Here is a 22734-nt window from a genome sequence, read left to right on the forward strand (position 1 = left end):
TCGCAGCCCGGCCCGCGGCGCGGAGCATTCCTGTCGATGACCAAACGTATGCTGATCGATGCGGCCCACCCGGAAGAGACCCGGGTCGTCGTGCTGGATGGCACCAGGCTTGAAGAATTCGACCTTGAGACGGCGCATCGCCGCCCTCTGAAGGGCAACATCTACCTTGCGAAGGTGGTGCGGGTGGAGCCCTCGCTCCAGGCCGCCTTCGTCGAGTATGGCGGCAACCGGCACGGCTTCCTCGCCTTCGGCGAGATCCACCCGGACTACTACCAGATCCCGGTCGCGGACCGGCAGCGCCTGATCGCGATGCAGGCCGCCGAGGCGCGCGCCGAGGACGAGGCCGAGGAACGCGCCGCCCAGCAGCGCGAGGCCCGCCGCAACCGCGCACCGCGCGAGCCGGCCCAGGTCGACCAGCCGGTCACGGCCGAAGCGGCGCCCGACGCGCTCGACGATGCGACGCCGGCCGAGCCCTTCGCCATCACCGACCCTGCCGAGGATGTCGCGCAGGTCGTGGCCGATGCGCCCGCCGAGCCGCAGGCCCAGCCGCTCGCCATGGATGCCGAGCGCGTCGAGGGTGAGGCGCTCGCCGACGAGGCCGAGGATCGTGCCGCCGCGCGCGCCGACATGCAGGCCGCAGATGCGGTGCGCGAGGATGCCGCCGAAGCCGCCGCCGAGGATGCCGCCTTCGAGGAGCAGCGCGTCGCGGACGAGGCGAGCGAGGCGCTTGCCGAGGAAGACCGCGCGCCCGAGGCGCCGATGCCGGAGCTTCTCGGCGGCGAAGACCCTGCCAGCGAGGACGAGACCGGCGACGGCGAGAGCGAGGGCCGCAGCGAACGCCGCTCGACGCCGAATTTTCTGCGCCACTACAAGATCCAGGAAGTCATCCGCCGCCGCCAGATCCTGCTGATCCAGGTCGTCAAGGAAGAACGCGGCTCCAAGGGTGCGGCGCTGACCACCTTCATCTCGCTCGCCGGCCGCTTCTCGGTCCTGATGCCGAACAGCCCGCGTGGGGGCGGCGTCTCCCGCAAGATTACCTCGGCGACCGACCGCAAGCGCCTGCGCGAGGCGATCGACGATGTGGGTCTGCCCGATGGCATGTCGCTGATCGTGCGCACGGCCGGTGCCAACCGTCCCAAGCCCGAGATCACGCGCGACTGCGAATATCTGCTGCGGCTTTGGGATTCCATCCGCGACCGCACGCTGGCCTCCTCCGCGCCGGCGCTGATCTATGAGGAAGCGGACCTCATCAAGCGCTCCATCCGCGACGTCTTCTCGCGCGACGTGGATGAGCTGGTGGTGGAGGGCGACGACGCCTTCCAGCAGGCGCGCGAATTCATGCGCATGCTGATGCCGGCCAACGCCCAGAAGGTGCGGCTGCACCGGGAACCGACGCCGCTGTTCGCCCGCCACGGCGTGGACGCGGCGCTGGACGCGATGAATTCGCCGACCGTGCAGCTGCGCTCGGGCGGCTACATCGTCATCAACCAGACCGAGGCGCTGGTCGCCATCGACGTGAACTCGGGACGTGCCACGCGCGAGCGGCACATCGAGGACACCGCGCTGCGCACCAACCTCGAAGCCGCCGAGGAGATCGCGCGGCAGCTGCGCCTGCGCGATCTCGCGGGCCTCATCGTCATCGACTTCATCGACATGGAATCCTCGCGCCACGATGCGATGGTGGAGAAGCGGCTGAAGGACCAGCTGCGCCATGATCGCGCCCGCATCCAGGTCGGCCGCATCAGCCACTTCGGCCTGCTGGAGATGTCGCGGCAGCGCCTGCGCCCCTCCATCGCCGAGCACAACACGGTCATCTGCGTGCATTGCCAGGGCCGCGGCTTCGTGCGCGGCATCGAGAGCAGCGCCTTGCAGGCGTTGCGCGCCATCGAGGAGGAGGGCGCGCGCCGCCGTTCCGCCGAGATCGTCGTGCATTTGGCCGGCCCGGTCGCGCTGTACCTGCTCAACCGCAAGCGGGAGCGCCTGGCGCAGATCGAGGAGCGCTGGTCCATGCAGGTCTTCCTGCAGCCGGACGACACGCTGATCGCGCCGAACCTCCGCGTCGAGCGGGTGCGCGCGCAGTCGCCGGATGCGGTCGCGACCGCGCCGTCGGCGCTGCGCATGGACTACGCGCCGGAGCCCGAGCTGCCCGAGGAGATCGCCGAGGAGGAGGCCGCCGAGGCCGCGCCCGTCGATGGTGCACCGGCCGAGGCCCGTCCCGAGACGAGCGAGGAGGCCGAGCGCCGCCGTCGCCGCCGCCGCCGCCGTGGCCGTGGCCGCCGCGAGGATGGCCAGCCGGGCGAGGGTGCGTCCGAATCCGGCGAGGGTTCCGACCAGGATGCCGAGGGTGACGTCGCCCTGACCGAGGCGCTGGACGGCGCCGAGGCCAGCGATGCGGGCGATGCCGTCGACGGCGCGGAAGCCGGTCCGGATGAGGGCGGCGAGAAGGGCGATGCCAGCGATGGACGTCGACGTCGTGGCCGCCGGGGTGGCCGACGCCGGCGTGGCGAAGGTCCGGATGGTCGCGAAGCGCCTGGCCTGAACGGTGCGGCCGAGCCGTCCGATGCGGCGGAGCCGGATGCCGGCGACGAGATCGGCGAGATCGCGGTGCCGCCGCCGCCGCCACCCACGCGCGCGCCGCGCCCGCCGCGCTACGCGGGCCCGACGCCGGCGGATCCCTTCGCAGGCCAGATCGACGACATCTTCTCGGTCATGGAAGCTGCCGAGGCCGCGGCCGAAGCCCAGGCCGCCGCGCGCCCGTCGAAGCGTGGCGCCTCGCCCGAGCCTGAGCCGGCCGAGGTCGACACGACGCCGGTCGACACGGCGTCGGCCGAGCTGGTCGCCGAAACGCCGGCGCCCGGGCCTGTCGCCGTCGAAGCTGTAATCGAGCCGGTGCCGGCGCCGGCACCGGCTGCCCCGGAACCCGCTGCCGCCGCGCCGGTTGCCCCGTCACCGGTCGAGCCGGTGGCCGCCGCGCCGGTCCAGCCGATCGTCCTGGACGCGGAGGCTGCGGTCGCGCTGCCCAAGCGCAGCGGCTGGTGGCGCCGCTGACCCTTCGGTAAGCAAGGCCGCCCGGGGAAGTAGACCCCCGGGCGCGCCTTACCGGATCCAGCTGCGAAACAGAGCCAGGTCGATGTTCCCGCCGCACAGGATCAACGCCACGCGCTTGCCGCGCATCTGCGCCTTATCCTGCAGCAGCGCCGCCAGCGGCGCCGCGCCAGCGCCCTCGGCCAGGTTGTGGGTGTCCGTCCAATAGGCGCGGATCGCCTCGGCCACCGCGGCATCCGTCACGGTCACGATGCGGCTCGCGCCACGGCGGATGATCTCGAGGGCCGCCGCATCGGGGATGCGCGTCGCCATGCCGTCGGCGAGGGTGAGCGCGGTTTCCGTTGTCACCACCTGCCCGGCGGCAAAGCTCCGCGCGTAGGAATCCGCCTCGGTGCTCTGCACGCCGATGATCTCGGTCGAGAGGCCGAGCAGGTCTCGCGCCAGGATGCAGCCACAGATGCCCGAGCCCAGCCCGATCGGCACGTAGAGCGCATCCGGCGGCGGTCCGGCGCGGAAGAGTTCGAGCGCGTAGGTGGCGACGCCGATGACGAGATCGGGGTGGAAGGAGGGCGTGAATTCCAGCCCCTTGGCCGTGGCGATGCACATGGCCTCGATCCGGGCGGCGTCGAAATCCGCGCCATGTTCGATCAGGCGTGCGCCCTGCGCGCGCATCGCGGCGTTCTTCTCGGTGCTGTTCCCGCACGGTACGATGATGGTGACCGGGATGCCGGCGCGGGCTCCGGCAAATGCCAGGGATTGCCCGTGATTGCCGCGCGTCGCCGAGATGACGCCGCGCGTGCCGGGGCGCTCGCGCGCGAGGCGGTCGAAATAGGTGATGCCGCCGCGGATCTTGAAGGCGCCGACGGGGGTGTGGTTCTCGTGCTTCACCACGACCACGCAGCCTGCGCGTTCGGACAGCAGCGGCCAGGCGATGAGCGGCGTCGGAGGGAAGACGGCGTGCACGAGGTCGGCCGCGGCTTCGAGTGCGGGCAGGTCGAACATCGGCGCGTTTCCTGTCAGGCGGGCATGAAAAAACCGGCGCCTCGCGACGCCGGTTCCATCGGAGATGTCGAGGTGCTCAGAGCGGCTTGAGGTTGGTGGCGGCGGCCTTGCCGCGCTCCATCACCACGTCATAGCTGACCTTCTGGTTTTCGTTCAGACCCTGCAGCCCGGCCTTCTGCACCGCGGTGATGTGGACGAAGACGTCCTTGCCACCTTCCTGCGGGACGATGAAGCCGAAACCCTTGGTTGCGTTGAACCACTTCACGGTACCTGTCGACATGCGACTGCCTCCTCTTTCGCTATGCCCGGCGATCATCACCTGGGCAGGCAACCGGGGAATTGGGACGTCATGGAGGCACCCGGTATCCCGAGGCACGTCACGGCGGGCCAAAGACGGTTGGCACGATAAGCTGATCCGGGGCAGCCGGCGCTGTCAAACAAAAGGCGCGTTATGTGGCGGTGCACAATAAGAAAGGGCGGCCCTTACGGGCCGCCCTTCCTGTCTTCCGAACCCCTGTGAAGGAGATCAGAAATCCATGTCGCCCATGCCGCCCATGCCGCCGCCGCCACCGCCCTGCGGTGCCGAGGACTTCGCGGGACGCTCGGCAACCATCGCTTCGGTGGTGATCAGCAGCGAGGCGACCGAGGCCGCATCCTGCAGCGCCGTGCGCACGACCTTGGTCGGGTCGATGATGCCCGAGGCGACGAGATCCTTGTACTCGTCGTTCTGGGCGTCATAGCCGTACTCGTAGACATCCGAGCGCAGCACTTCGCCGGAGACCACGGCGCCGTCCTTGCCGGCGTTCTCCGCGATCTGGCGAGCCGGCGCCATGATCGCGCGGCGCACGATCTCGATGCCGACCTGCTGGTCGTTGTTCTGGCCCTTGAGGCCGGCCAGCTTCAGCGAGGCACGGAGTAGCGCCACGCCACCACCGGGGACGATGCCTTCCTCGACCGCGGCGCGGGTCGCGTGCAGCGCGTCGTCGACGCGATCCTTGCGCTCCTTCACCTCGACCTCGGTGCTGCCACCGACGCGGATGACGGCGACGCCGCCCGCGAGCTTGGCCAAACGCTCCTGCAGCTTCTCACGGTCGTAGTCCGAGGTGGTCTCCTCGATCTGCGCCTTGATCTGCTCGCAGCGGCCGGTGATGTCGGCCTTCTCGCCGGCGCCGTCGATGATCGTGGTGTTCTCCTTCTCGATGCGCACGTTCTTGGCGCGGCCGAGCATGGCGAGGGTCACGGTCTCGAGCTTGATACCGAGATCCTCGGAGATCACCTGGCCACCGGTCAGGATCGCGATGTCTTCGAGCATCGCCTTGCGGCGATCGCCGAAGCCCGGCGCCTTGACGGCGGCGATCTTCAGGCCGCCACGCAGCTTGTTGACGACGAGCGTGGCCAGGGCCTCGCCCTCGACGTCCTCGGCCACGATGACGAGCGGACGGCCGGACTGCACCACGGCTTCAAGCAGCGGGAGCATCGGCTGGAGCTGGGAGAGCTTCTTCTCGAAGATGAGAATGTAGGGGTTCTCCATCTCGGCAACCATCTTCTCCGCATTCGTGATGAAGTACGGGGAGACGTAGCCGCGATCGAACTGCATGCCCTCGACGACGTCGAGCTCGGTGGCGATGGACTTCGCCTCTTCGACGGTGATGACACCCTCGTTGCCGACCTTCTCCATCGCCTTGGCGATCATCTCGCCGATCTCATGCTCGCCATTCGCGGAGAGCGAGCCGACCTGCGCGACTTCAGCGGAGGTGGTGATCTTGCGGGTGCGGGTCTTCAGCTCCTCGACGACCACCTTCACGGCCTGGTCGATGCCGCGCTTGAGGTCCATCGGGTTCATGCCGGCGGCCACGGCCTTGGCACCCTCACGGACGATCGCCTGGGCGAGCACCGTGGCAGTCGTGGTGCCGTCGCCGGCCACGTCGTTGGTCTTCGAGGCCACTTCGCGCACCATCTGGGCGCCCATGTTCTCGAATTTGTCGGCGAGCTCGATCTCCTTGGCGACGGTGACGCCGTCCTTGGTGATCCGCGGCGCGCCGAAGCTCTTGTCGAGAATGACGTTGCGGCCCTTGGGCCCCAGGGTCACCTTGACGGCGTCGGCCAGGATATCAACGCCGCGCAGCATCTTCTCGCGCGCGCTGGCGCCAAACTTAACGTCTTTCGCAGCCATGTGGTTCTACCTCTTGGTTGGGTTCGGGTGCTAGTATCGTTCAGGCGGAAGGCGCGTTGTTACGCGGCCTTCTTCGCCTCGAGGGAGCCCTCGACGATGCCCAGGATGTCGGACTCCTTCATGATCAGCAGCTCTTCGCCGCCGATCTTGACCTCGGTGCCCGACCACTTGCCGAACAGGATGCGGTCGCCGGCCTTCACGTCCAGGGCGCGCAGCTCGCCCTTGTCGTTCAGGGTGCCGGAACCCACGGACACAACCTCGCCCTCCTGGGGCTTTTCCTTGGCCGTGTCGGGGATGATGATGCCGCCAGCCGTCTTCTCTTCCGCGGTGACGCGGCGAACGAGAACGCGGTCATGCAGGGGACGAAAGCTCATGTGATCTCTCTCCTGACGCCTCATGATTGAAGCACGTCTCTCGACGGGGGCTGTGGAGTGTCGGAGCGGCGTCCCGAATGGCCCGCCGGCCGCTAGCACTCCCCCCGAAGGAGTGCCAGCTAACTAACGCCGACGCGTGCGTGCGTCAAGCGCTTGCAGCACTCTCCGAATGCGAGTGCTAATGATCTGAGATCACTCGTTTTTTGTTGATGTGGTGCGTCATGGCCATGTCATTCTTCTCCGCTCACGTCCCTGATGGGCAGGGGTGGTGCTGGTGGCTGGAGACGCAGTCCGTGCTGAAAATGGATATGGCGACACTAAAACCCCTCATCCGCATTCCCGATTGGCGGCTGACGACAGCCGAAATCCTCTACCACATGCCCGACCACCCGACGGTCCTGCAGAGCTTCATCTGGCAGAAACTGGACAAGGCGCCGGAATTCCCCGAGCTGGCGCGGTTTCTGGATTTCTGGCGGCGGGAGATCGAGGGGCCACTCCACTCCGTGCGCGTTGCGTCGGCGGCGCTGACCAGACAGGCGGAGCTGCGGTTTGCCGATGGGGAACTTCGGCTTCACTGAACAAAGCAAGGCTGGGGAAAGGAATTTCCCCAGGCCCACTCTTTTATTTTTTCTACTGGTGATGCCCGGGACCGACGCCTCACACCACGGCGGTCATGCCGCCGTCGACGTATAAGAGCTGGCCGTTGACGAAGTTGGACGCGGGAGCGGCCAGGAAGACGGCGGCGCCCACCAGCTCCTCCACGCGACCCCAGCGACCGGCCGGCGTCCGCTGGCAAAGCCATTCCGTGAACACCTTGTCCTGCACCAGCGCGCTGGTCAGCTCCGTGTCGAAGTAGCCAGGCGCGATGCCGTTCACCTGCACGCCATGCTTTGCCCACTCGGCGCAGAGGGTGCGGGTCATCATACGGAGTGCACCCTTCGAGGTTGCATAGGGCGCGATGGTCGGGCGGCCCAACTCGCTCTGGACCGAGCAGATGTTGATGATCTTGCCCTCCCCGCGCGGGATCATCCGCCGCGCCGCGGCCTGGGCCAGGAAGAATACCGCGTCCACATTGGTGCCCAGCACCTCTCGCCACAGCGCGGGCGTCACATCGACCGAGGGCATGCGGCGAATGATGCCGGCATTGTTGACCAGGATGTGCAGCGGGCCGTGCGCCGCCTCGATGGCGGCGACCGTGTCGTCGAGTGCGGCGATCTCGGTGACGTCGAAGGCGGCCTGTTCCACGGCCAGTCCCTCGGCGGTCAGGCGTTGCGCGGCGGCGGCCAGCTTCGCGGCATCGCGGCCGTTCAGCACGACCCGCGCACCCGCCTGCGCCAGGCCACGGGCGAGCGCAAAGCCGATGCCCTGGCTGGATCCGGTCACCAGCGCCAAGCGCCCCGTGAGATCGAACATCGCCTGCGCCATGACGCTTCCTTCTCGCCGTGAAGCCGCGAGCCTAGGGCAGGGGCGCCGTGCGGCCCAAGGGGGTGACAGGCCCTGCGCCCTGTGCTGCCCTCCGCCGACTGGATCAAGGGGAGCAGCATGACAAGCGGGAACAACCGGCCATGAGCATCAACGGCAAGGCCTATATCGTCGGTGCCTATGAGCACCCGACGCGCAAGGCGGAACACCAGTCGGTGGCGCAGCTCCACGCCGAGGTCGCCTATGGCGCGCTGCAGGATGCGGGCCTGAGCAAGGACGACATCGACGGCTATTTCTGCGCTGGCGACGCCCCCGGCCTGGGGATGCTGAACATGGCCGACTACATGGGCCTCAACAATCTCAGCCATGTGGACAGTACCGACACCGGCGGAAGCTCCTACCAGATCCATGTGGCCCACGCCGCCGAAGCAATCGCGATGGGCAAGTGCAATGTCGCGCTCATCACGCTGGCGGGCCGCCCGCGTTCGGAGGCGATGGCGACCGGCACCGCGCCGCGTTCCTGGGGAGTGAACGTGCCCGATGATCCTTTCGAGATCCCGATGGGCCGCACGGTCGCGACCGCCTACGCCATGTCCGCGATGCGGCACATGTATGAGTACGGCACGACGTCGGAGCAGCTCGCCTGGATCAAGGTCGCGGCCTCGCACCACGCGCAGCACAATGAGCACGCGATGCTGCGCAAGGTGGTCACCGTGGAAGACGTCGTGAATTCGCCGTTGGTCGCGGACCCGCTGCACCGGCTGGATTGCTGCGTCATTTCCGATGGCGGCGGCGCGCTGATCGTCACGCGGCCCGAGATCGCGAAGTCCCTCAAGCGTCCGCTGGTCAAGGTGCGCGGCACGGGCGAGGCGGTGAAGCACCAGGCGGGCGGCACCATCGACGTGACCTATTCAGGCGCGCGCGCCTCGGGTGCGCGGGCCTTCGCGATGGCGGGCTGTACGCCGGCAGACATCAAGTATGCGTCGATCTACGACAGCTTCACCATCACGGTGCTGATCCAGCTGGAGGATCTCGGCTTCTGCGAGAAGGGCCAGGGCGGGAAGTTCGTCTCCGACGGCAACCTGATCTCGGGCGTCGGCAAGCTGCCCTTCAACACCGATGGCGGGGGCTTGTGCAACAACCACCCGGCCAATCGCGGCGGCATGACCAAGGTGATCGAAGCCGTGCGCCAGGCGCGCGGCGAGGCGCACCCGGCCGTGCAGGTGAAGAATGCCGACCTGGTGCTGGCGCATGGCACGGGTGGGTTGCTCAGCATCCGCCACGGCAGCGGCACCGTCATCCTCGAGCGGGAGTGATCCGAACATGACCACCATGGCTTTCGAGCGCGCCCTTCCCGCGCCGGCGATCGACCCGACCAACAAGGCGTTCTGGGAGGCGGCGGCGGAGCATCGCTTCCTGATCGGTCTGTGCAAGGACACGGGGGAGCATTTTTTCTACCCGCGAGGCTGCTCGCCTTTCACCTTGTCGAACAATGTGGAGCTGGTGCCGGCCAAGGGCACGGGCGTGATCTACACCTTCACGGTCGCCCGGACGAAGGAGCCGCACGCCGTCGCCTATGTAGAGCTCGACGAAGGCCCGCGGATCATGACGAACATCGTGGACTGCGACCTGGACGCGCTGCGGATTGGTTTGCCGGTGAAGCTCGTTTGGAAACCCTCCCAGGACGGCGCGCCTCCGATCTACATGTTCACGCCCGCTTAAAATCGCAAAAATAAAGAATGGGGTCCGGGGAAATTCCTTTCCCCGGCCTTATTTTTTTATGGGCCCGGCAGGACTCGAACCTGCAACCAAACCGTTATGAGCGGTCCGCTCTGACCATTGAGCTACAGGCCCATGGTCGTTTTCTGCCGCGACTTGGCCGGCGCCGCAATGGCGCTGCGCCTAGGCCTGCTCTCAGAAGATCTGCAGGAACAGGAAGAACAGGCTGCCCGAGATCAGGATGGCGCAGGGCAGCGTCAGCACCCAGGCCATCAGCAGGTTCCGTAACGTCGACATTTGCAGGCCCGAGCCACTCGCCGCCATGGTGCCCGCGACGCCCGAGGAGAGCACGTGGGTGGTGCTCACCGGCAGCCCGTAGATGTCGGCCGCGAAGATGGTTCCCATCGCCACCAGCTCGGCCGAGGCGCCCTGGCCGTAGCTCATATGCGTCTTGCCGATCTTCTCGCCCACCGTCACCACGATGCGCTTCCACCCCACCATGGTGCCGAGGCCGAGCGCGATCGCGACCGCCACCTTCACCCAATCGGGGATGAAGCGCGTCGCGCCGTTGAGCAGTTCGCGGTATGCGTTCACCGCGCGCGCTTCCTCGCCGGCGAAGGTCACCTGCCGGGTCTTGGCAAAGAGGCGGAAGGCCTCGCTCGCCAGGTACATGTCGTTGCGCACGTTCGGCACGATCGCGTCGGGCAGCAGGCGGAGTTCCGGGTAGCGGCGCACATTCTCGGCGATCTCGGCGACCAGCTGGCGCAGCGCCGGGACAGAATCCGGCAGCAGCGCCTTGTCGCGCACATATTCGGTCACGGCCAGGCGCGGATCACCGACATAGGGCGTGTTGGCTGCGGGCCCGGCATGCCGCGCGAGGGCCGCGTCGACACCGACCGTGAGCTGGACGAACTGCGCGGTCGTCGGCGCGTCGGGCGCGCGGTTAAGCGCATAGACGGTGGGGACGGTGCCGATGAGGATGAGCATGATTAGGCCCATGCCCTTCTGCCCGTCATTGGAACCGTGCGCAAAGGACACGCCAGTGCAGGTGAAGATCAGCAGCCCCCGGATCCACAGCGGCGGCGCCTTGTTGCCCTCGGGCTCGCTGTACAGCGCCGGCTTGCGCACCAGGTAGCGCATGGTGAGGAACAGGCCCGCCGCGCAGCAGAAGCCGAACACCGGCGAGAGCAGCAGCGCGTAGCCGATCTCGGTCGCCTTGGTCCAATCCACGCCCGAGGTGCCGTCGGCGCCGTTGTTGAGGCTGTTGGCGATGCCCACGCCGATGATCGAGCCGATCAGCGTGTGCGAGGAGGAGGCCGGCAGCCCCAGCGCCCAGGTGCCCAGGTTCCAGATGATCGCCGCGATCAGCAGCGCGAAGACCATCGCGAATCCGGCCTTGCTCGACACTTGTAGGATGAGTTCCACCGGCAGCAGGGAGATGATGCCGAAGGCGACGGCGCCGGAGGATGTCAGCACGCCGAGGAAGTTGAAGAAGCCCGACCACACCACGGCGACCTGCGGCGGCAGCGCATGGGTGTAGATCACGGTGGCGACGGCGTTGGCCGTGTCGTGGAAGCCGTTGACGAATTCGAAGCCCAGCGCGATCAGCAGGGCGATGCCGAGCAGGATGAACGGCGCGGCGCCGAGCTCATGCGAATCACCCAGGTCGCTCAGCAGGCGGAGCACCGCGTAGGCGAGGCCGCCGAGAACGATCGCGCCGAACACCAGCGGCGCGATCTTCGCAACTGGCCCGCTGCTCTGGCCGCCGAATTTCTGGTCGAAGACGGATGTGCCCTTGGGCAATGGTGACGCCAGTGGCGCGGCCGGAATGACCTGATCCATGGTTGCTCTCCTTCAAGAATTCCGGCGAAGGAAGTAGAGCCTCTTATGGATGCCAGGAGTGTGAAGCGCTTATGACCTTGCGGGGACTCATTCCGCCAGGAAAACGCGAATCCTCTCGGCGAGCGGTGCCATCCCCGCCACCCCGTTCAGGTGGCCCAGCGGGCCGCCGACTTCGGCCACCGCCACCGGCCGTCCGACGCGGCGCAGCGTGTCCACCATCTCGCGCACGCCCTCGATCGGGAACACCCTGTCGCCGGGCGAGGGCACGACGAGCCAACGCGCCTGGCTGCGCGCGAAAGCGGCTTCGGGCGTCTCATACTCGTTGAAGAACAGCTGGTTCGCGCGCACCAGGTAGAGGAAGGCGTTGGCGTCCGAGGTGCGCGCCCGCGCGGTGGCCGCGTCGTCGAGCCATTTTTCGATGGCGAAGCGGTCCATCATGTTGCGCGCGGGGTCGTTGCCCTCGGCGGCGCGCATGCCGAGGCCGCGCGCCCAGCCGCGGTCGCGCGATTGCAGGGTGACGATGCGCAGCGCCTCGGCCAGCCCGGCCAGCGGCGGCTGCCGCCCTTGCCCATAGTAGTCGCCCTGGCGCCAATTCGGGTCCATGCGGATCGGCGCTTCCCACACGTCGAGCCAGGCGAGGTTCCACGGGTCCACGTCATGCGCGATCACCGGCATCACGCGGTCGATCATCTCCGGGTAGGCCGCGGCCCATTCCATCACCTGCAGCGCACCCATCGAGGCGCCCGCCACCAGTGCCAGGCGGCGCACGCCGAGGTGGTCGAGCAGCCGCTTCTGCACCTCGATGAAGTCGCGCATCGAGACCACCGGGAAGGTCAGCCCATAGGGCCGCCCGGTATCCGGATTGATGCTGGAGGGGCCGGTGGTGACGGTGTTCACATCCGGCACGTTGAGGTTGGTGAGCGTGTCCGACGACACGACGAAGTATCGGTTGGTGTCGATCGCGCGCCCCGGCCCGATGATCGCATCCCAGTAGCCGACCGGCCCCCCGGCCGCGAGCCGGCCGAAGGCATGGCTGTTGCCGGAGAAGAAATGCGTGATCAGAACGGCATTGTCGCGCGCCTCGTTCAACGTGCCCATGGTCTGGTAGCCGATGCGCACATTGGCGATGGTGCCGCCGTTGCGCGTGCGGTAGGCGCCGGCCTCGAAGACCTGCTTCTGCACCAGCTCCTGCGCCCGCGCCGGGCCGAGGCCGGCGCCGAGCAGCAGGGCGAGCGCCGCCACGATGAACCGGAATCCCATGTCCGCACTCCCCCTCAATCGGCGGCGAGCCTAGCCGCCAAGCCTCGCCGCTGCTAGGAGGCGCCGTCATCGAACCATCCGGAGTCCTGTCATCATGCGCCTCGACGCCATCCCCATCGGCAACAACCCGCCGGAGGACGTGAACGTCGTCATCGAGGTCGCCATCGGTGGCGAGCCCATCAAGTACGAGATGGACAAGGAAGCCGGCACCCTGTTCGTGGACCGCTTCCTGCACACGCCGATGCGCTACCCGGGCAATTACGGCTTCGTGCCGCACACGCTGTCCGCCGATGGCGACCCGATCGACGTGCTGGTCGCGAATACGCGTCCGATCATTCCCGGCGCCTACCTGAATGTCCGTCCCGTGGGCGTTCTTCGGATGGAGGATGACGGCGGCGGCGACGAGAAGATCATCGCCGTGCCGGTCTCCAAGCTCACCAAGCGCTACGTTAACGTCGCCAATGCCACGGACCTGCCGGCGATCACGCTGGAGCAGATCCAGCACTTCTTCGAACACTACAAGGATCTGGAGCCCGGGAAGTGGGTGAAGGTGCTGGGGTGGGGAGATGCGGCGGAAGCGAAGAAGCTGATCGTCGAGGCCATCGAGCGCGCGAAGAAGTAAGCGCCCGGAGAAGGACTTCTCCCGAACCTCCTTCTTTTATTTTTGGCCCCATGGGCTGGACCCTTGGGGCGATGGCAGCCTAGCCTTCCTAAAAATCGGGGAGGTCGGGCCTTGCTGACAGTTTGGCTGATCGTTGTGATCGCGCTCGGTGCGCTGTCCATCGTCTACGGCGTCAAGACGGGGCAGGAGGTGCTGAGCCGCGATGCCGGTTCCGCCCGCATGCAGGAGATCGCGCAGGCGATCCAGGAAGGCGCGCAGGCCTACCTCAAGCGGCAATACATCACGATCGGCATCGTGGGCGTGGTGCTGTTCGCCCTCGTCGCTTGGCGGCTCGGCTTCGCTGTCGCGATCGGGTTCCTGATCGGCGCGGTGCTCTCGGGGCTTGCCGGCTTCATCGGCATGAACGTCTCGGTGCGCGCGAATGTCCGCACGGCACAGGCGGCGATGGGGTCGCTCGCGGCCGGGCTGGACGTGGCGTTCAAGTCGGGCGCGATCACCGGGATGCTGGTCGCCGGCCTCGCGCTGCTCGGCGTCGCGGTCTACTTCTTCATCCTCGTCGTGATCGGCGGCCTCGCGCCGAACAACCGCACCGTGATCGACGCGCTCGTGGCCCTCGGCTTCGGCGCCTCGCTTATCTCCATCTTTGCCCGGCTCGGTGGTGGCATCTTCACCAAGGGTGCGGATGTCGGCGGCGACATGGTCGGCAAGGTCGAGGCCGGCATCCCCGAGGATGACCCCCGCAACCCCGCCACCATCGCCGATAATGTGGGCGACAACGTGGGCGACTGTGCCGGCATGGCGGCCGACCTGTTCGAGACCTATGCGGTCACCATGGTCGCGACCATGGTTCTCGCCGCGATTAGCTTCGGCGCCGATGCGCAGCGCATGGTGGAGGGGATGCTCTATCCACTGGCCATCGGTGGCGTCTGCGTCGTGACCTCCATCGTCGGCACCTACTTCGTGAAGCTGCCGGCAAACCAGTCGATCATGGGCGCGATGTACCGCGGCTTCATCGTGACCGGCGTGCTCTCGTTGGTCGTGCTGCTGCCGCTCACCTTCCTGATGTGGGGCACCGGGCCGATCACCGCCGGCGGCGTGACCTTCGGCCCCATGGCGTTGTTCTGGTGCGGCTGCGTGGGCCTCGCCGTCACCGCGGCGATCGTGTGGATCACCGAATACTACACGGGCACCAACTACCGACCCGTGCAGGCCATCGCGGAAAGCTCCGTGACCGGGCACGGCACCAACGTCATCCGCGGCCTGGCCGTGAGCATGGAGAGCACGGCGGTTCCCGCGCTCATCATCATCGCGGGCGTGCTGATCACCTACAACCTTGCCGGCCTTTACGGCATCGCGGTCGCGGTCACGACCATGCTTGCGCTCGCAGGGTTCGTGGTGGCGCTCGATGCCTTCGGCCCCGTGACCGACAATGCCGGCGGCATCGCCGAGATGGCCGGGCTGCCCAAGGAAATCCGCCAGACGACGGATGCGCTGGACGCGGTCGGCAACACCACCAAGGCGGTAACCAAAGGCTATGCGATCGGCTCGGCCGGCCTCGGCGCGCTGGTGCTGTTCGCAGCCTATACGCAGGACCTGCAGTACTTCGCCGCCAATGCCGCGACCTACCCCTACTTCCTGGGCATGGGGAACCTGACCTTCTCGCTCGCCGATCCCTACGTGGTGGTCGGGCTGCTGTTCGGCGGCATGCTGCCATTCCTGTTCGGCGGCATGGCGATGACGGCAGTGGGGCGCGCCGCCATGGCCGTGGTCGAGGAAGTGCGCCGCCAGTTCCGCGAGAAGCCCGGCATCATGGCCGGCACCGACAAGCCCGATTACGCCCGCGCCGTGGACCTGCTGACCAAGGCGGCCATCAAGGAGATGATCATCCCCTCGATGCTGCCGGTGCTGGCACCTCTGGTGGTGTATTTCGGCATCAACGCCATTGGCGGAAAGGCCGCGGGCTTCTCCGCCCTGGGCGCCATGCTGCTCGGCGTCATCGTCACCGGCTTCTTCGTCGCGGTCTCCATGACCACCGGCGGCGGTGCCTGGGACAATGCCAAGAAGTACATCGAGGACGGCCACTATGGCGGCAAGGGCTCCGACGCGCACAAGGCGGCGGTGACCGGGGATACGGTGGGTGATCCGTACAAGGATACGGCCGGCCCGGCGGTGAACCCGATGATCAAGATCACGAACATCGTCGCATTGCTGCTGCTGGCGATGCTAGCGCATAGCTGAAGGAAGGCCGGGAGAAGGAATTCTCCCGGACCCTCTTCTTTTGTTTTTGGCTGCTGGTGCGGGTTGGGGGCGCCTGCCCAGCGCCGGGGTGAAATTATCTCCCCCAATCTCGCCGCCGCACCTATATCTGCCGCCATGTGGCGTCTCCTGGCCCTCCTTCTGACCTTCCCCGCACTTGCGGCAGAGACGCCCCGCGCTCGCGTCACGCTGGTTACCGAGGTTGCGGCCATCGCCTCCGGCGTGCCGTTCCGCCTCGCGCTGCGCCAGCAGCTCGCGCCCGGCTGGCACACCTACTGGCGCAACCCCGGCGACGCCGGCCAGCCGCCGGAGGTCACCCTCGCCCTGCCCGAAGGTGCGACCGCCGCGCCGATGCAGTTCCCCGCCCCCAGCCGCATTCCCTACGGTCCGCTGGTGAATTTCGGCTACGAGGGCGAAGCCATCTTCACCATCGCTGTGACGCCCCCCGCTGCCCTCCGCCCGGGCGACACATTCGCGATCGAGGCCACGGCAACCTGGCTCGTCTGCCAGGAGGTTTGCATCCCCGAGGAGGGGCGCTTCACCCTCACCCTTCCCGTCGAGGCCGCCGCCCGCACCGCACCCGACGCGGCCCCGGTCTTCGCCCGCGCCGATGCCGCCGCGCCGCGCGCCGGCCCCTTCGCCATGCGCATCGGCTTCGAGGGCACCCGCGGCGCCGTCGAGCTCACCGGCCCCGGCCTCAGCCGTGCAACCGTGCGCGAGGCCTTCTTCTTCCCCGAGGCCCCGGGCGTCATCGACAATGCCGCGCCGCAGCCGCTCGAACTTCGCGACGGCGCGCTCTCGATTGGCCTCCGTCGCGGCGGCGAGCCGATCCCGCCCACGATCGAGGGCGTCATCGCCATCACCGATGCCGGCGGCCAGCGCAGCGCCTTTGCGGTCGCCGCGGCGCCCGGCGCGCTGCCTATCCAGGCAGCGACGACGCTCTGGCCTGCGATCGGCCTGGCACTGCTCGGCGGGCTGGTCCTCAACCTCATGCCCTGCGTCTTCCCCGTGCTGGCGATGAAGGCGCTCGGCCTCGCGCGCATGTCGGGCGCGACGCGGGGCACTGTGCGCGCGCACGGGGTCAGCACCGCGGCGGGCGTCATCCTGTCCTTCATTGCTCTCGGCGGCGGGCTGGTCGCGCTGCGCGCGGCGGGCGGCGTCGCGGGGTGGGGCTTCCAGTTCACCTCGCCGGTTTTCGTGGCGGGCATGGCCTGGCTGATCTTCGCGGTCGGCCTCAATCTCGCGGGCGTATTCGCGGTGGGCGGCCCCGTCGCGGCCGGCGGCAGGCTCGCGGCGACACCGGGACATGCCGGCGCATTCTTCACCGGGGTTCTCGCCGTCCTCGTCGCCACCCCCTGCACGGCACCGTTCATGGCAGCCGCGATCGGCGCCGCGCTCGCGATGCCCACCGGCCCTGCGCTTGCCGTCTTCGCCGCCATGGGGGCGGGCATGGCGCTTCCCTACCTGCTGCTCGCCGTCGCGCCCGGGCTTGCCCGGCGCCTGCCGCGCCCCGGTGCGTGGATGGAGCGGTTGCGCCAGGCGCTCGCCTTTCCGATGTTCGCCACGGCGGCGTGGCTGGTCTGGGTGCTGTCCGAGCAGCTCGGCTCCACGGGCGTGTTCTGGGCGCTCGCCGGTGCGGTGCTGATCGGCTTCGGCGCCTGGGCGCTGGGCGTCGCGCAGGCCGGCGGCTGGCGCTTTGGGCGCGCCGTCGCAAGCGCCATGGCGATCGGCGCGCTCGCGCTGCTTCCGGTGCTCGCCGCCGCACCCGCCGCCGTCGCCGACCCGATGGGCGAGGCCTGGTCGGAGACGCGCCTCGCCGCCTTGCGCGCCGAAAGCCGGCCGGTCTTCGTCAACATCACCGCTGCCTGGTGCATCACCTGCAAGGTGAACGAGCGCGTGGCACTCGGCACCGAGGGCGTCCGTCGCGCCTTCGCCGAGCGCGGCATCGTCGAGCTCACCGGCGACTGGACCCGCGGCGACGCCGCGATCTCGGGTTTTCTCCGCGCCCAGGGACATGATGGCGTGCCGCTCTATTTATTCTACCCGGCCGGTGGCGGCGCGCCGCGCGTGCTGCCGCAGATCCTCACCGAGGGCAGCTTGCTGCGCGCCATCGAGTAGGGCGCCTGGACGTGCGTGCAACCCGTCACGCTGCGCGCCGTTGGCCTCCCACAAGAAAGCCGGGGTAAGGCGACCATGATCCGCATGACGATGTTCTTCCTCGCGCTTGCCGCCCCGCTCGCGGCGCAGACCCAGCCCGAGGCGGGCGGTCGCCAGCCCGACCACCCCGGCGCCCGCGATGTCGGCCCCGCCACCCAGCCGCCTCGGACGGAGAGCCCGCAGACGGTCAACCGCGGCACCGATGGCGCCGCCGCGGGCCAGCAGCTTCCCGGTGCGACAGGCGTCACGCCGCAGGGCATGATGGGCACCTCGACCGCCGGCGAGCGCGCCCCAAACGCCCCGGTCGGCGGCCAGCCGCCGCAGAGCGCCCCGGCCCGGTAAGCGCCGATGCGCTCGATCCGGCTCGGCTTGACGTGCCCAGGCCTTCCGCTTAAGCATTGGAAACGTTGCCACGGCGAGGCGCTTTCCTCGCCGCCCCAGACCTTCCTCTCTCCTTTCGGGTTCAATGCCGCGGCCGTTCCAGGCATCGCGGCGCAGCGCAGGCGAATGCCGCGCGGCAGGGCCCACCCCCACACACACGCCGGACGCACCGCGACCCATGCACCTTTCCGAACTTAAGGCGAAAACCCCCGCCGACCTTCTTCTCTTCGCCGAAAACCTGCAGATCGAGAACGCCTCATCCCTGCGCAAGCAGGACATGATGTTCGCGATCCTCAAGCAGCTCGCCGAGAACGAGCAGGCCATCTTTGGCGACGGCACGCTCGAGATCCTGCCCGACGGCTTTGGCTACCTGCGCAGCCCGCAGGCCAACTTCCTCCCCGGCCCCGACGACATCTACATCTCCCCCGCCCAGGTGCGCCGCTTCGGCCTGCGCACCGGCGACACCGTCGAGGGCCAGATCCGCGCCCCAAAGGATGGGGAGCGCTACTTCGCCCTGCTCAAGGTCAACGCGATCAATTTCGAGCCCCCCGAGGCGCTGCGCCACCGCATCAACTTCGACAACCTCACGCCGCTGTATCCGACGCGCCGTCTGAAGATGGAGAACCCCGAAGCGGAGGCCGTCGCGAAGGGCCCGCAGAAGGACTACACCCACCGCGTCATCGACCTGGTCTCGCCCATCGGCATGGGGCAGCGCGCGCTGGTCGTCGCACCGCCGCGCACCGGCAAGACGGTGATGCTGCAGAACATCGCGAAATCCATCAGCGCCAACCACCCCGAGGTCTTCCTGATCGTCCTGCTCATCGATGAGCGGCCCGAGGAAGTGACCGACATGGCCCGCACCGTGCGCGGCGAGGTCGTGGCCTCCACCTTCGACGAGCCGGCGACGCGCCACGTCCAGGTGACCGAGATGGTGCTGGAAAAGGCGAAGCGCCTGGTCGAGCACAAGCGCGACGTGGTGATCCTGCTGGATTCCATCACCCGCCTGGGGCGCGCCTACAATTCCGTGGTGCCCTCCTCGGGCAAGGTGCTGACCGGCGGCGTGGACGCCAATGCGCTGCAGCGCCCCAAGCGCTTCTTTGGTGCTGCGCGCAACATCGAGGAAGGTGGCTCGCTCACCATCATCGCGACCGCGCTGATCGACACCGGCAGCCGCATGGACGAGGTGATCTTCGAAGAGTTCAAGGGTACCGGTAACAGCGAAATCATCCTGGACCGCAAGCTGTCCGACAAGCGCATCTTCCCCTCGATCGACATCACCAAGTCGGGGACGCGCAAGGAAGAACTGCTGGTCGATCGCGCGAGCCTGTCCAAGATGTGGGTGCTGCGCCGCATCCTGAATCCGATGGGGACGCAGGACGCGATGGAATTCCTGCTCGACAAGCTGAAGTACAGCAAGACCAATCAGGACTTCTTTGACGCGATGAACACCTGATTTTCAGAGCCCAAGCGGGCTCTCAAAATCAGGCGCTGTTTGAGCCCTCAAGCGGCGGGCGCCGCCTCCGGCGGCTTGCCTCGCGCCACTAGGCGCGCGCCGCATTCGCGGCGGGCGGTCCGCGAAAGGGCGCGGCCCGGAGAGAGGTGGGGGAGTTATCGCGGCACGCGCGACAAGGTGCGCTGGCAATCGAGGCGATGGCGCCGTCTTCGTCCATTGTGTCGGTCGCCTCGCGGGCGCGGGTCACGTCGCGCAGCACGGTGGTGTGGGGGGCCGGCGTCGGCTAGCCATTCAGCGACCAGAGCCAGAAACACCGGCCGCTGCACGTTAGCGGCGGCGGATGAATTCCACCGGGTCGTCGCCACGCCCCACGGCGCTGTGCGGGCGCAGGATCGCCCGCGCATCGCGCAGCCTGGTCTCGACGCGCGCGCGTAGCGGCGTCTGTGCGGCGGCGGGAGGGGTGGCGAGCAACAGCAGCGCCGCGCGTCGCCTCAACCCCGCAGCCAGTTGCGCCCGGCTTCCGTCACCGCGACCCGCGCGGTGCTCATGCCGCCAGGCTCTGGCTCGACACGAATGAAACCCTCGGCCAGCGCATCCTCCCACAGGGCGAGGCGCGGGCAGGAGCTGCGCCAACCCGCCATGGTCTCCTCATAGCCGCGCGGTGCCTTCTCCAGCCATTCGAGAAAGGCCCGCGTGGCGAGCGAATGGGCGTCCTGCATGGAAAGCGTTCCCGAAACAATTGCTCTCTGACTAGGATGTAAAGCATGACCGAAACCGATCCCGAATTCCAGCGCGCCAAAACCTTCGCCGCCCGCGCCCATGCCGGCCAGACCCGCAAGGGCGCGGCCGGCGAGCCCTATGTCCACCACGTCATCGAGGTGGCGCAGATCCTCGCGACCCATGGCGCCCCGCGCGAGGCCGTCATCGCCGCCTACCTGCACGACACGGTGGAGGACACCGAGGTGACGCCGGAGGAGCTCATCGCCGGCTTCGGCGACACCGTGGCCGCCATCGTGGCCGAAGCCACCGACGACAAGACGCTGCCCAAGGAGATGCGCAAGGCGCTCCAGATCAGCCATGCGGCGCAGCGGACCGATGCCGCCAAGCAACTCAAGCTCGCCGACAAGATCTCCAACCTGCGGGCGATCATGGAGAGCCCCCCGGCCAATTGGCCGCATGCCCGCCGCGTCGAATATGTCGGCTGGGCCGGGCGCGTCGCGGTCGGGCTCAAGGGCGTGAACCCGGCGCTGGATGCGCTGTTCGACACGACCTACCGCGCCGCGCTCACCCGCCTCGCCGCCGAGGCCTGACGCTCACTCCGGTTCGACGCCGGCGCGGCGCAGCACATCGAGGCCTCGCGCGGTCGCCTCCGCGATGAAGGCGGCAAACTGCGCCGGGCTTTCGCCCTCAACCGGCTCGCCGCCGAGATCGGCGAGCTTGCGCCGCACCTCGGGCGTGGCGGAGGCCTCGCGCACGGCGCCATGGATGCGCGTGACCTGCGCCTCGGCCAGCCCCTTCGGTCCCCACAGCGCGAACCACGGCGCGATGGCGGCCAGCGCCGGCATCCCGCGCTCCGCGGCGTTGGGGATCTCCGGCGCGACGCCGGCGCGCCCCGTGCCGGTCACGCAATAGGCGCGCACCAGCCCGCCCTGGATCAGCGGCAGGGCGGAGAGCAGCGGCGCCATCATCAGGCTGGTCTGCCCGCCCACCACATCCTGCAGCGCCGGTCCCGTACCGCGATAGGAGACGACGAGCACCGGCTGCCCGACCTCGAGGCGGAACACCTCGGTCGCGAGATGCCCGGAGGTGCCGAGCGAGGTATTGGCGAAGGCGTGCCGCTCCGGATGCGCACGGATATCCGCGACCAGCGCCGGCAGGTCCGTCGCGGCCAGACCCGGCGCGCCGATCAGCACCAGCGGCGAGACCGCGAGCCGCGCGATCGGCGTGAAATCCGCGACGGGGTCATAGGGCACCTGCCGCATCACGCCGCGCGCGAGCAGATGGCTGTCGGAATTGCACAGCAAGGTTCGGCCATCGGCTTCCGCGCGCGCCACGACCTGGCTGCCGATGGCGCCATTGGCACCGGAGCGGTTCTCCACCACCCAGCTCTCGCCCAGGCGCGGCGCGAGCGCCTCGGCGAAGATGCGGCCGGAGATGTCGATGCCGCCGCCGGGCGGGTAGGGCACCACGATGCGCACGCTGCGCGCCTGAGCGCGCGCCGGGCGCGCGAGGGCGAGGGCAGGGGTGACAAGCAGGGCGCGGCGGTGCATCGGTGGCAGGGTCATCGATCGGGTCCGAAAAGAAGGTTTTCGCATGCAGGCAGGAACGGCGATCGAAGCGGCACTGCAAGAGCTGGGCCGGGCCAACCGCATCCTGGCGCACGAGAATGTCGTCGATGATTTCGGCCACATCGCGCTGCGCGATCCCGAGGATCCGACTTGGTTCTGGCTCTCCCGAGCGCGGCCGCCCAACCTGGTCACCGTCGAGGATTTCCGCCGCTACGATGCCGAAGGCCGTTGTGAAGACCCGACCGTGCGCAGCTATTCCGAAGCCGTGCTGCATGCCGGCGTCTTCGCGCTGCGGCCGGATGTGCAGGTCTGCATCCACCACCATGCGCGGCCGCTGCTGCCCTTCACCATGCCCGGCGCGCCGCCGCTGCGCCCAGTCTTCCACACCGGCTCGATCGCCGGCTGGGACATCCCGCTCTGGGACAGCGCGCCCTTCGGCGCCGGCGGCATGCTGGTCGACACCGCCGAGAAAGCCTGGAGCCTGGCCGAAGCGCTCGGCCCGCATCGCGCCGCGCTGCTGCGCGCGCACGGCGCGGTGGTCGTGGGCGGATCCATCGCGGAGGCGGTGATGATCGCGATCTACATGGCCGAGAATGCCGCCGTCGCGCTGTCCTGCGGCGCCCCGCACCGGGACGTCCCGACGCTGAGCGAGGCCAAGGCCGCCGAGACGTCGCGCCGCCTGCTGAACGCCGAAACCCTCGCCCGGGTCTGGGACGGACGCGTCGCTCGCCTCGGCTGAG

The 22734-nt window shown here is 68.5% G+C and carries 21 protein-coding genes and 1 tRNA gene; 11 read left to right on the plus strand and 11 right to left on the minus strand.

The genetic code is table 11. From position 1 onward, the window contains the following. Positions 1-36 precede the first annotated feature (36 nt). Positions 37-3048, plus strand: coding sequence for a ribonuclease E/G (locus GXW79_RS04985; RefSeq protein ID WP_211873238.1), 3012 nt, complete (start codon positions 37-39; stop codon positions 3046-3048). A gap of 48 nt (positions 3049-3096) precedes the next feature. Here the strand turns inward: GXW79_RS04985 and GXW79_RS04990 are convergent, their stop codons facing one another. From GXW79_RS04990 to groES, 4 genes are all read right to left on the minus strand, one after another. Continuing rightward, the gene (locus GXW79_RS04990; protein ID WP_211873239.1) at positions 3097-4047 is read right to left on the minus strand and encodes a threonine dehydratase; all 951 of its coding nucleotides are present in this window, start codon (positions 4045-4047) and stop codon (positions 3097-3099) included. Between the two features lie 76 nt (positions 4048-4123). After that, positions 4124-4327 carry a cold-shock protein gene (locus GXW79_RS04995; protein ID WP_211873240.1) on the minus strand — a complete coding sequence of 68 codons (204 nt, stop codon included), beginning with the start codon at positions 4325-4327 and terminating at the stop codon, positions 4124-4126. A 246-nt stretch (positions 4328-4573) separates the two neighbouring features. Then, positions 4574-6220, minus strand: a complete 1647-nt coding sequence (gene groL / locus GXW79_RS05000; protein ID WP_211873241.1) for a chaperonin GroEL — start codon at positions 6218-6220, stop codon at positions 4574-4576. 59 nt (positions 6221-6279) lie between these two features. Then, complete coding sequence (gene groES / locus GXW79_RS05005; RefSeq protein WP_211873242.1) at positions 6280-6594, minus strand: co-chaperone GroES; 315 nt, start codon at positions 6592-6594, stop codon at positions 6280-6282. Positions 6595-6815: 221 nt separating this feature from the next. On the opposite strand from groES, the gene GXW79_RS05010 reads away from it, so the two are divergent. Continuing rightward, positions 6816-7172, plus strand: a complete 357-nt coding sequence (locus tag GXW79_RS05010) for an usg protein (protein ID WP_456315827.1) — start codon at positions 6816-6818, stop codon at positions 7170-7172. Positions 7173-7251: 79 nt separating this feature from the next. Here GXW79_RS05010 and GXW79_RS05015 read toward each other — a convergent pair whose 3' ends face one another. Continuing rightward, the gene (locus tag GXW79_RS05015; protein WP_211873243.1) at positions 7252-8019 is read right to left on the minus strand and encodes an SDR family oxidoreductase; all 768 of its coding nucleotides are present in this window, start codon (positions 8017-8019) and stop codon (positions 7252-7254) included. Positions 8020-8159: 140 nt separating this feature from the next. Between GXW79_RS05015 and GXW79_RS05020 the strand changes: the two genes are divergently transcribed. Continuing rightward, positions 8160-9332, plus strand: a complete 1173-nt coding sequence (locus GXW79_RS05020) for a thiolase domain-containing protein (RefSeq protein WP_211873244.1) — start codon at positions 8160-8162, stop codon at positions 9330-9332. A 7-nt stretch (positions 9333-9339) separates the two neighbouring features. After that, positions 9340-9738, plus strand: a complete 399-nt coding sequence (locus GXW79_RS05025; protein ID WP_211873245.1) for a Zn-ribbon domain-containing OB-fold protein — start codon at positions 9340-9342, stop codon at positions 9736-9738. A 59-nt stretch (positions 9739-9797) separates the two neighbouring features. On the opposite strand, the gene GXW79_RS05030 is transcribed toward GXW79_RS05025, so the two are convergent. From GXW79_RS05030 to GXW79_RS05040, 3 genes are all read right to left on the minus strand, one after another. Further along, positions 9798-9870, minus strand: a tRNA-Ile gene (locus GXW79_RS05030). A 60-nt stretch (positions 9871-9930) separates the two neighbouring features. After that, complete coding sequence (locus tag GXW79_RS05035) at positions 9931-11577, minus strand: inorganic phosphate transporter (RefSeq protein ID WP_211873246.1); 1647 nt, start codon at positions 11575-11577, stop codon at positions 9931-9933. Positions 11578-11664: 87 nt separating this feature from the next. Beyond that, positions 11665-12837: an E22 family MetX-like putative esterase gene (locus GXW79_RS05040; protein ID WP_211873247.1), complete on the minus strand. Its 1173-nt coding sequence runs from the start codon at positions 12835-12837 to the stop codon at positions 11665-11667. Positions 12838-12931: 94 nt separating this feature from the next. Here GXW79_RS05040 and ppa point away from each other — a divergent pair, with 94 nt between their 5' ends. From ppa to rho, 5 genes are all read left to right on the plus strand, one after another. Further along, positions 12932-13459: an inorganic diphosphatase gene (ppa, locus tag GXW79_RS05045; RefSeq protein WP_211873248.1), complete on the plus strand. Its 528-nt coding sequence runs from the start codon at positions 12932-12934 to the stop codon at positions 13457-13459. A 111-nt stretch (positions 13460-13570) separates the two neighbouring features. Further along, positions 13571-15697: a sodium-translocating pyrophosphatase gene (locus GXW79_RS05050; protein ID WP_211873249.1), complete on the plus strand. Its 2127-nt coding sequence runs from the start codon at positions 13571-13573 to the stop codon at positions 15695-15697. Positions 15698-15832: 135 nt separating this feature from the next. Continuing rightward, the gene (locus GXW79_RS05055) at positions 15833-17833 is read left to right on the plus strand and encodes a protein-disulfide reductase DsbD family protein (protein WP_211873250.1); all 2001 of its coding nucleotides are present in this window, start codon (positions 15833-15835) and stop codon (positions 17831-17833) included. A 75-nt stretch (positions 17834-17908) separates the two neighbouring features. Continuing rightward, positions 17909-18214 (plus strand): hypothetical protein, encoded by a 306-nt coding sequence (locus tag GXW79_RS05060; protein ID WP_211873251.1) that lies wholly within the window; start codon positions 17909-17911, stop codon positions 18212-18214. A gap of 217 nt (positions 18215-18431) precedes the next feature. Further along, on the plus strand, positions 18432-19706 hold the full coding sequence (rho, locus tag GXW79_RS05065; protein WP_211873252.1) for a transcription termination factor Rho: 1275 nt from the start codon (positions 18432-18434) through the stop codon (positions 19704-19706). A 327-nt stretch (positions 19707-20033) separates the two neighbouring features. On the opposite strand, the gene GXW79_RS05070 is transcribed toward rho, so the two are convergent. Further along, the gene (locus GXW79_RS05070) at positions 20034-20201 is read right to left on the minus strand and encodes a hypothetical protein (protein ID WP_211873253.1); all 168 of its coding nucleotides are present in this window, start codon (positions 20199-20201) and stop codon (positions 20034-20036) included. Then, entirely contained in the window at positions 20198-20425 is a 228-nt protein-coding gene (locus GXW79_RS05075) for a hypothetical protein (protein ID WP_211873254.1), read from the minus strand. Before GXW79_RS05075 ends, GXW79_RS05070 begins: the two co-directional genes overlap by 4 nt. 45 nt (positions 20426-20470) lie before the next feature. Between GXW79_RS05075 and GXW79_RS05080 the strand changes: the two genes are divergently transcribed. Further along, complete coding sequence (locus GXW79_RS05080; protein WP_211873255.1) at positions 20471-21016, plus strand: HD domain-containing protein; 546 nt, start codon at positions 20471-20473, stop codon at positions 21014-21016. Between the two features lie 3 nt (positions 21017-21019). Here GXW79_RS05080 and GXW79_RS05085 read toward each other — a convergent pair whose 3' ends face one another. After that, positions 21020-21991: a Bug family tripartite tricarboxylate transporter substrate binding protein gene (locus GXW79_RS05085; protein ID WP_211873256.1), complete on the minus strand. Its 972-nt coding sequence runs from the start codon at positions 21989-21991 to the stop codon at positions 21020-21022. A gap of 28 nt (positions 21992-22019) precedes the next feature. Between GXW79_RS05085 and GXW79_RS05090 the strand changes: the two genes are divergently transcribed. After that, complete coding sequence (locus GXW79_RS05090; RefSeq protein ID WP_211873257.1) at positions 22020-22733, plus strand: class II aldolase/adducin family protein; 714 nt, start codon at positions 22020-22022, stop codon at positions 22731-22733. Position 22734 lies beyond the last annotated feature (1 nt).

The organism is Plastoroseomonas arctica (assembly GCF_018128965.1).
Taxonomy (GTDB): Bacteria; Pseudomonadota; Alphaproteobacteria; order Acetobacterales; family Acetobacteraceae; genus Plastoroseomonas; species Plastoroseomonas arctica.

Excerpts from the sequence above, each read along its gene's own strand:
- GXW79_RS05010 (WP_456315827.1), top strand. The coding sequence starts at position 6,816 with ATGGCCATGTCATTCTTCTCCGCTCACGTCCCTGATGGGCAGGGGTGG.
- GXW79_RS05035 (WP_211873246.1), bottom strand. The coding sequence starts at position 11,577 with ATGGATCAGGTCATTCCGGCCGCGCCACTGGCGTCACCATTGCCCAAG.
- GXW79_RS04985 (WP_211873238.1), top strand. The coding sequence starts at position 37 with ATGACCAAACGTATGCTGATCGATGCGGCCCACCCGGAAGAGACCCGG.
- GXW79_RS05090 (WP_211873257.1), top strand. The coding sequence starts at position 22,020 with ATGCAGGCAGGAACGGCGATCGAAGCGGCACTGCAAGAGCTGGGCCGG.
- GXW79_RS04995 (WP_211873240.1), bottom strand. The coding sequence starts at position 4,327 with ATGTCGACAGGTACCGTGAAGTGGTTCAACGCAACCAAGGGTTTCGGC.
- GXW79_RS05055 (WP_211873250.1), top strand. The coding sequence starts at position 15,833 with ATGTGGCGTCTCCTGGCCCTCCTTCTGACCTTCCCCGCACTTGCGGCA.
- GXW79_RS05015 (WP_211873243.1), bottom strand. The coding sequence starts at position 8,019 with ATGGCGCAGGCGATGTTCGATCTCACGGGGCGCTTGGCGCTGGTGACC.
- rho (WP_211873252.1), top strand. The coding sequence starts at position 18,432 with ATGCACCTTTCCGAACTTAAGGCGAAAACCCCCGCCGACCTTCTTCTC.
- GXW79_RS05020 (WP_211873244.1), top strand. The coding sequence starts at position 8,160 with ATGAGCATCAACGGCAAGGCCTATATCGTCGGTGCCTATGAGCACCCG.
- GXW79_RS05085 (WP_211873256.1), bottom strand. The coding sequence starts at position 21,991 with ATGACCCTGCCACCGATGCACCGCCGCGCCCTGCTTGTCACCCCTGCC.
- groL (WP_211873241.1), bottom strand. The coding sequence starts at position 6,220 with ATGGCTGCGAAAGACGTTAAGTTTGGCGCCAGCGCGCGCGAGAAGATG.
- GXW79_RS05025 (WP_211873245.1), top strand. The coding sequence starts at position 9,340 with ATGACCACCATGGCTTTCGAGCGCGCCCTTCCCGCGCCGGCGATCGAC.
- groES (WP_211873242.1), bottom strand. The coding sequence starts at position 6,594 with ATGAGCTTTCGTCCCCTGCATGACCGCGTTCTCGTTCGCCGCGTCACC.
- GXW79_RS05080 (WP_211873255.1), top strand. The coding sequence starts at position 20,471 with ATGACCGAAACCGATCCCGAATTCCAGCGCGCCAAAACCTTCGCCGCC.
- GXW79_RS05075 (WP_211873254.1), bottom strand. The coding sequence starts at position 20,425 with ATGCAGGACGCCCATTCGCTCGCCACGCGGGCCTTTCTCGAATGGCTG.
- ppa (WP_211873248.1), top strand. The coding sequence starts at position 12,932 with ATGCGCCTCGACGCCATCCCCATCGGCAACAACCCGCCGGAGGACGTG.
- GXW79_RS04990 (WP_211873239.1), bottom strand. The coding sequence starts at position 4,047 with ATGTTCGACCTGCCCGCACTCGAAGCCGCGGCCGACCTCGTGCACGCC.
- GXW79_RS05060 (WP_211873251.1), top strand. The coding sequence starts at position 17,909 with ATGATCCGCATGACGATGTTCTTCCTCGCGCTTGCCGCCCCGCTCGCG.
- GXW79_RS05040 (WP_211873247.1), bottom strand. The coding sequence starts at position 12,837 with ATGGGATTCCGGTTCATCGTGGCGGCGCTCGCCCTGCTGCTCGGCGCC.